Annotated in this window: 9 protein-coding genes; 5 read left to right on the plus strand and 4 right to left on the minus strand. The window is 77.5% G+C overall.

Going from position 1 to position 7555, the window contains the following annotated elements:
• Positions 1–12: 12 nt before the first annotated feature.
• The 3 genes from V9U69_RS03765 to V9U69_RS03775 form a co-directional block, all read right to left on the minus strand.
• Positions 13–1857: a thiamine pyrophosphate-requiring protein gene (locus V9U69_RS03765; protein ID WP_337059964.1), complete on the minus strand. Its 1845-nt coding sequence runs from the start codon at positions 1855–1857 to the stop codon at positions 13–15.
• A gap of 78 nt (positions 1858–1935) precedes the next feature.
• On the minus strand, positions 1936–2253 hold the full coding sequence (locus tag V9U69_RS03770) for a hypothetical protein (protein ID WP_337059965.1): 318 nt from the start codon (positions 2251–2253) through the stop codon (positions 1936–1938).
• A 94-nt stretch (positions 2254–2347) separates the two neighbouring features.
• Positions 2348–3511 (minus strand): aminotransferase class V-fold PLP-dependent enzyme, encoded by a 1164-nt coding sequence (locus V9U69_RS03775; RefSeq protein WP_337059966.1) that lies wholly within the window; start codon positions 3509–3511, stop codon positions 2348–2350.
• A 124-nt stretch (positions 3512–3635) separates the two neighbouring features.
• Here V9U69_RS03775 and V9U69_RS03780 point away from each other — a divergent pair, with 124 nt between their 5' ends.
• Complete coding sequence (locus tag V9U69_RS03780) at positions 3636–3824, plus strand: DUF2795 domain-containing protein (protein ID WP_337059967.1); 189 nt, start codon at positions 3636–3638, stop codon at positions 3822–3824.
• Between the two features lie 39 nt (positions 3825–3863).
• On the opposite strand, the gene V9U69_RS03785 is transcribed toward V9U69_RS03780, so the two are convergent.
• Entirely contained in the window at positions 3864–4142 is a 279-nt protein-coding gene (locus tag V9U69_RS03785) for a hypothetical protein (protein ID WP_337059968.1), read from the minus strand.
• Positions 4143–4282: 140 nt separating this feature from the next.
• Here V9U69_RS03785 and V9U69_RS03790 point away from each other — a divergent pair, with 140 nt between their 5' ends.
• From V9U69_RS03790 to V9U69_RS03805, 4 genes are all read left to right on the plus strand, one after another.
• On the plus strand, positions 4283–4963 hold the full coding sequence (locus V9U69_RS03790; protein WP_337059969.1) for a metal-dependent transcriptional regulator: 681 nt from the start codon (positions 4283–4285) through the stop codon (positions 4961–4963).
• Positions 4960–5955, plus strand: coding sequence for a ribokinase (locus V9U69_RS03795; protein WP_337059970.1), 996 nt, complete (start codon positions 4960–4962; stop codon positions 5953–5955). Before V9U69_RS03790 ends, V9U69_RS03795 begins: the two co-directional genes overlap by 4 nt.
• The gene (locus V9U69_RS03800; protein WP_337059971.1) at positions 5952–6938 is read left to right on the plus strand and encodes a Gfo/Idh/MocA family protein; all 987 of its coding nucleotides are present in this window, start codon (positions 5952–5954) and stop codon (positions 6936–6938) included. Before V9U69_RS03795 ends, V9U69_RS03800 begins: the two co-directional genes overlap by 4 nt.
• A gap of 166 nt (positions 6939–7104) precedes the next feature.
• Positions 7105–7497: a hypothetical protein gene (locus V9U69_RS03805; RefSeq protein ID WP_337059972.1), complete on the plus strand. Its 393-nt coding sequence runs from the start codon at positions 7105–7107 to the stop codon at positions 7495–7497.
• The last annotated feature ends 58 nt before the right edge of the window (positions 7498–7555 follow it).

Genomic DNA, 7555 nt, shown 5'->3' on the forward strand with positions numbered 1-7555 from the left:
GGGGGGTGGGTTTCAGCTGCGGTCGTCGCCGCTGCGGCGCTCGCGCAGGGCGCGGGCCGCGGCGCCGACGGTCTCGCGCGCGCCCTCCACGACGATCCGCCGCGCCGAGGGGTCGCCCTGCAGGCCGGCCTTCGCGGTGGCCCTCGCGGTGTTCACGACCTGCTCGGTCGTCACGTGCGGGGGGACCATCGGCACGTCCGGGTCCACCACCGCGTCGATGACGGTGGGCCGGCGCGCGGCGAACGCCTCGTCCAGCAGCGCGTCCAGGCCCTCCGGCCCGTCGGTGCGCACCCCGCCCAGCCCCAGCAGCCCGGCGTACTGCCCGTACGGGACGTCGGGCACGTCCATCGCCGCGCCGAACGGCACCTCTGCCTGCATCGCGCGCGCCTCCCACGCCACGAACGACAGCTGCCGGTTGTTGAACACCACGACGACGAACCGCGGGTCCTCCCAGGTGCGCCAGCGCTGAGCGACCGTGATGAGCTCGTTGATCCCGTTCATCTGCATGGCGCCGTCGCCGATGAGCGCCAGCACCGGCCGGTCCGGGTGGGCCTGCTTCGCGGCCAGCGCGTACGGCATCCCGCCGCCCATCGACAGCAGCGTCCCCGACAGCGACGCCAGCATCCCCGGGCGCAGGTCCAGGTCGCGCGCGTACCAGCTGGTGGCGGTGCCGCAGTCCACGGCGACCATCGCGTCGTCGGTCAGCCGCGCCGACAGCCCGCGCACCAGCAGTTCCGGGTTCAGCGGTTCCGCCGCCGCGGTGGCGCGCTGCTCGCCCCAGGCGCGCCAGGTGCGGTTCCACCCGGCGATCTCCTCGCGCCAGGACGGGTCCGGGTCGGCGCCCTCCAGCAGCGGCAGCAGCGCGGCCAGGGTCTGCTGCGCGTCGCCCACCAGGTTCACCTCGGTGGGGTAGCGCAGCCCGCACCGGGTGCCGTCCACGTCGATCTGCACACCGCGGGCCTGCCCGGGAGCCGGGTAGTACTCGCTGTACGGCATGGTCGTGCCGACCATCAGCAGCACGTCGCAGCCCTGCATGAGGTTCCAGGAGGGGCGGGTGCCCAGCAGCCCGATCGCCCCGGTCACCCAGTCGAGGCGGTCGTCGAGGACCGCCTTGCCCAGCAGCGCCTTCGCCACCCCCGCCCCGAGGCGGTCGGCCACCGCGGTCAGCTCCTGCGTGGCGCCCAGCGCGCCGGCGCCGGCGAGGATCGCGACCCGCTTCCCCGAGCGCAGCACCTCGGCGGCCTGCTCCAGCGCCTCGGCGCGCGGCGCGCCCGGCAGCGAACCGGGCACGGAACTGGTGTGGGTGTACCCGTGCGCGACGGGCACGTCCAGGACGGCGTCGGCGTCCTGCAGGTCGCTGGGCAGCACGATCGCGGTGACGGTGCGCCGCTCCAGCGCGGTGCGGGCGGCGCGGTCCACGGCGTGCTGCACCTGGCTGGGGTCGCTGACCTGGAACAGGTACGCGCCGGCGACGTCGGCGAACAGCCGCACCAGGTCCAGCTCCTGGTAGTAGCTGGTGCCGAGGGCGTTGCTGGCGCTCTGCCCGAGCAGCGCCACCACGGGCACGTGGTCCAGCTTGGCGTCGTACAGGCCGTTCAGGGCGTGCACCGCACCGGGGCCGGAGGTCACCGCGCACACCCCGATCGGGCTGCCGCCGTACTTCACGTCGGCGGTGGCGCAGAAACCCGCGGTCTCCTCGTGGCGGACCTGCACGAACTCCGCCTCGCCGGCGGCCTGCGCGCGGTCCAGGGCGGAGACCACCCCGCCGATGCCGTCACCGGGGTAGCCGTACACGCGGCGCGCCCCCCAGCGGGCCAGGCGCGAGACGACGTGGTCACCGACCGTGGGAGAGCTCATGGCTCCACGATCGGCGCCGCACCACCGCCGCGCACCCGGGGACCGGGAGCGCGGCGGCGGTGGTGGTGCGGTGCCGCGTCAGTCGTTCGGCATGCGGGTGTGGTGCTGCTCGCCCAGCGGCTCCCCGGAACCGCCGTCGCCGTCGTCACCGCCGCCGCCGACCTTGGAGCGCACGGAGCCGGCGGCCGCGCCGACCTTCTCCTGCGCCACCGCGCCGGCCTGCTTGGCGGCCTCGGTGGCCTTGCCCTCCAGGTCGCCGACCTTCTGCTGCACCTTGGGGTTGCCCCAGGCGCGGGAGGCGGCGGAACTGATCTGCTCGTAGCGCTCCCGCCCGGCGCGCGCACCGAGGACGTAACCGGCTGCGCCGGCCACCAGGAACAGGACCTTGCCCTTCATCGCGGACCCTCCGGGTTCTCGTGTCGGTGATCGGGTGATCGCGCCCCACTGTCGCAGCGGGCGGGGCGCGGCGCGCGCCGGGACGGGCCCGGGCTCAGGCCACCGCCCGCAGCGCGGCCACCAGCGCGTCCACGTCCTGGGCCGTGGTGTCGAGGTGCCCGCTGACGCGCAGCGCGGGGGCGCGCATCTCGCCGGGGGAGCGTTCCGCGCCGGCGAACGTGGTGAGCACGCCGTGCTCGGCGAGCAGCCGGGCGCGCAGCGCCGCCAGGTCCGGCCGTGCCGCGTCCGGGGCCGCGTCCCGGGTCGCGGCGGTGGGGCGCAGCGTCGCGGTGGCGCTGGGCTCGTCGAGCTCCTCCACGACCTCCCACGTCCCCTCCAGCTGGGCGGCCAGCCGGTGCCGGACCGCGGCACCCACCTGCGCCAGGCCCGCCCGCACGGCGCCCGGGCCCAGGTCGCGGTGCTCGGCGAGGGCGACGGCCAGGCCGACCCGCCCGGCCACGTGCGCCTCGGCCTGCTCCAGCAGCGCCGGCCGCTGCGCCAGCGGCCCGCGGGCGGCGACGAACCCGACGCCGCGCGGGCCCGCCAGCCACTTGCGGGAGGTGCCGTAGACGACGACGTCCGCGTCGGCGGGCAGCGCGTCCAGGGCGGTGTCCACGTGCCCGAACGCCTGTGCCGCGTCGACCACCACGGGCACCCCCGCGGCGGCGCAGACGGCCGCCACGGCCGCGGCGGGCTGCACGGTGCCGACGTGGCTGCCCACCCACGTCACGTGCACCAGGCCGGGACGGGTGCGGGCCAGGAACCGCTCGAAGGCGGCCGGGTCCAGCCGGTGCGGGGTGTCCACGACGACGGGGCGCACGCCCAGCCGGTCCAGCACGGCGACGTTGGGCCCGTACTCGCCGGGCGCGTGCGCCGCGGTGGCGGGCAGCCCGCCGGGCCGGGCCAGCAGCACCTGGCGCAGCGCGTCCTCGGCGCTGTGGCAGAACGCCACCGCGCCCTCGCCCGCGGGCCAGCCCAGCAGGGCGCGCACGTCGTCGCGGGCCCGGTCCAGGACCGGTGCGGCGGCCGCCGCGGCCACGTAGGCGCCCTCCTCGGCCTCACGGCGGGCGTGCGCTGCAGCCGCGTCCAGCACGGCCCAGCTCGCGCGGGCGGCCGCCGCGGAGTCCAGGTGCACCAGGCGCCGCGGCGGGCGGGTGCGGCGCCAGGCGGCGGCGAGGTCGGCGGGGGCCAGCGGTGTCTGCTCCGGGGTGCGCTCCACGGCGTGATCGTGGCAGTCCCGAGGTGCGGCGCGCGCCGTTCCGCGAGTGGATGGGCAGGTCGGCCGCCGACGGCGGCCGGTGCGGCAGGACGGCCGCGAACCCGGACAGCTGAGGAGGAACCCCGTGGCGAACGTCAGCCCGATCGACGTCCAGAAGGCCCTGCACGGTGTGGACTACCCCGCGTCGAAGGACGCGCTGCTGGAGGCGGCCGAGGGCAACGGCGCCTCGAAGGAGGTCAAGGACGCGCTCGCGGGCATCGCGGACCGCGAGTACGAGGGCCCCACCGGCGTGTCGGCGGAGATCTTCGACTGAGCGGCTCCGGCTGAGCGGCGCGCCCGGCTCCCCGCGCCGTCAGGCGGCGGGGCGGGGGCCGGCGTCCGCAGCCTCGGCGAGCGACGCCTCGGCCACCGCGGGCTCGGCGAGCGCCACCTGCGGTGCCGGGGCGAGGACGCCCACGGCGGCGGTGCGCCGCACGGGCAGGCGCCTGACGGCCGCGGCCGCCCACGACAGGGCCAGCAGCGCGGCGATCACGGCCTCCGGCCAGCGCGCGGCGGCGGCGGCCGCCCCCGCGGCGGCCAGCAGAGCGGCGGCGAGCACGGCGTCGCCGATCCCGGTCCAGCGTCGGTCCACCACGGTCTCCTCCCGCTCGGTACACCGGTAGCCCTGGCGATACCCCCAGCATACGTCGACAAACGTTTTTCGGTGGCCCGAAACCCGTCGTCCGCCCGCGCGGTTCCCCGTGCCCGCGCAGCGGGTGGCAAGCTGGGGCCGTGCCCCGCCCCGCCACCCCGGCCGCCGAGGACTGCCTCAAGGCCGTCTACGCCGCCGGCGAGTGGTCGGAGGAGAAGATCACCCTCTCGAAGCTGGCCCAGGCCCTGGGCGTCTCGCCGTCCACCGCCTCCGAGGCGGTGCGCAAGCTCACCGACGCGGGCCTGCTGCGCCACGAGCGCTACGGCGGCGTGGAGCTGACCGACACCGGCCGCGCCCAGGCGCTCGGCGTGGTGCGCCGCCACCGCCTCGTGGAGACCTTCCTCGTCGCCGACCTCGGCTACTCCTGGGACGAGGTCCACGACGAGGCCGAGGTGCTCGAGCACGCCGTCTCCGACCGCCTCCTGGACCGCCTGGACCAGCGCCTGGGCCACCCCGAGCGCGACCCGCACGGCGACCCCATCCCGCGCCCCGACGGCACCGTCCCGCGCCCCGGCGCGCACAGCCTGGCCGACCTGCCCGAGGGCGCCAGCGGCTCCGTGGCGCGCATCTCCGACGCCGACCCGGACGTGCTGCGCTACTTCGCCGACCTCGGCATCGGCCTGGACCTGCACGTGCGCGTCGTCACGCGCCGCGAGTTCGCCGGCACCACCGTGGTGCGGCTCGGCGAGGGGCCCGGCGCGCGCGAGGTCGACCTCGGCGACCCGGCCGTGGCCGCGATCTGGGTCCTGCCCGTCCGGTGAGCGGTCACGAGCCGGCGGGCGGGTCCGCGCAGGCGCCGGCGGGCGCGGTGCGCGACTCCCACGGGCGCCTGCGCGCGGCCAAGACCCACGACGTCACCGTCGTCGGCAGCGTCAACGCCGACCTGGCGATCGCGCTGGCGCACCTGCCGCCCGCCGGGCAGACCGTGCGCGGCGGCGACGCCGTGCGCGGCCTCGGCGGCAAGGGCGCCAACCAGGCGGTGGCCGCCGCCCGCCTGGGGCGCACCACCGCCATGGTCGCCGCCGTCGGCGACGACGCCGACGGCCGGGCGCTGCGCACCGCGCTGGCCGCCGAGGGGGTGGACGTCGACCACGTCCGCGCCGTGGACGCCCCCACCGGCGTCGCCGTCGTCCTCGTGCACGACGCGGAGTCCACGATCGTGCTCAGCCCCGGCGCCAACGACCGCCTGGACGCCGCGCGCGTGGAGTCCGCCGCCGCCCTCGTCAGCGGCGCGCACGTCGTGCTGCTGCAGTGCGAGGTGCCCGACGAGGCCCTGCTGGCCGCCGCCCGGCTGTGCACGGGGCTGCTGGTGCTCAACCCCGCCCCGGCCCGGCCGCTGCCGCCGGAGCTGCTGCGCCGCACCGACCTGCTCGTGCCGAACGCGGGGGAGCTGGCCGTGCTGGCCGGCCAGGCGCCCGCGGCGGACGTCGAGGCGCTGGTGCGCCAGGCGCGCGCCGTGCGCCCCGACGGCACCACGATCGTCACCCGCGGCGCCCTGGGCTGCGTGGTCGTCACCCCGGCCGGCGTGGCCGAGGTGCCCGCCGCGCCCGCCGACGCGGTGGACGCCACCGCCGCCGGCGACAGCTTCGTGGCCGGTGCGGTCGACGCCCTGCTGTCGGGGGCGGGGCTGGTGGACGCCGCGCGCCGGGCGGCGCGGGTCGCGGCGGTGACGGTGAGCAGGCCGGGGGCGGCGGCGTCGCTGCCGCGCCGGGGGGACGTGCCGGACGACGAGGACGGGGAGGTGGCGCGGTGAGCGTCGGCTGGGGTTTCGTGGGCACGGGCGGCATCGCCCGGACGGTGGCGCGGGCGCTGGAGCTCGCCGACGGCGGGCACCTGGCGGCGGTGTGCTCGCGCGACGCGGGCCGCGCGCGGGCCTTCGCCGACGAGCACGGCGCCGCCGGCTCCTACGACGACGTGGCGGCGGTGCTCGCCGACCCGGCCGTGGACGCCGTCTACGTGGCCACCACCCACCCGCAGCACCACGCCCCGGCCAGAGCCGCCCTGCTGGCCGGGACGCCCGTGCTGGTGGAGAAGCCGATGACGGCCAGCGCCGCCGCCACCGGCGACCTGGTGGCCACCGCCCGCGAGCGCGGCGTCTTCTGCATGGAGGCGTACTGGACGCGGTTCCTGCCGCTGACGCGCGAGCTGCTGGACGTGGTGGCCTCCGGGGCGATCGGGCGGGTGCTGTCCGTGCACGCCGACCTGGGCTTCCCCGCGCCGGAGTCCGCGCGCCGCTTCCACGACCCCGCCATCGGCGGCGGTTCCCTGCTGGACCTGGGCCCCTACCCGGTGGGGCTGGCGCTGACGCTGCTGGGCGCGCCCGCGCAGGTGCGCGCCGCCGGGACGCTGACGGACTCGGGCGTGGACCGGCAGGTCGCCCTGGCGCTGTCCTGGGAGTCGGGGGCGGTGGCGGCGCTGTCCACGACGATCGCCGCGCACGCCTCCTCGAACGCCTGGATCGAGGGCGACGCCGGCTGGATCCACGTCGACGCGCCGCTGCACTCCGGCCGCCGCTTCACCGTGCACCGCCGCGGGGAGGGTGCCGGGGAGCCGGAGGTGCGCGAGAACCCCGTCGAGCACGGGCACCGCTTCATGCTCGAGCACGTCCACGAGTGCCTGGCGGCGGCCCGCACCGAGAGCCCCCTGGTGCCGCTGGACTTCTCGCTCGCGCTGGCGGACGTCTTCGAGCAGGCGCTGACGCAGGTGGGGGCCGCGCGCGCCGCCGAGCTGGGCTGAGGCGGCCGCGGCGGCCGGTCCCCGGGACGCCGCCCGAGCGTCACCCGGACGGCCGCTGCTCCGTCCGGGTGACGCGACCTCAAGCGGGACGACCCCCCTGCCACACTCGACGTGACACACAAACCACGATGAGTGACTGGAGATGATAGCCGTGCGGATCGGATCGGTGACCACCCCCGTGGCGGTGCGCAGCACCGTCCGCCCCGAGGCGCTCCACAACCTCGCCCCGGTGCAGCGCATCACGCCCGACTACGTCCACGAGGACCCGCTGGACGAGCTCACCCAGTCCGACCGGACCCTCATCGCGCACCTGTACGGCCCCTCGCTCGACCTCGACGAGCTGGAGGGCACCCCCGTCGCCCAGCTCGCCGCGGAGATCAACCGCGAGCGCCGCGACGGCACCGTCGCCGCCGACCGGGACCTGACCCCCGACGACGTGCGCCGCCTCATCGGCAGGCTCACGCTCACCAGCCCGCGGCCCGTCCCCGTGGACGTGCAGCTGCGCCTCATGACGTTCCTCGGCTCCGCCTCCGCCGGCCACCTCGACGTCGTGCTCTGAACCACCTCACCCCCACACCACCGCTCCACCCCGCGGTGGGGGGGGGGGGGGGGGGGGG

The organism is Kineococcus sp. G2, assembly GCF_037154035.1.
GTDB lineage: Bacteria > Actinomycetota > Actinomycetes > Actinomycetales > Kineococcaceae > Kineococcus.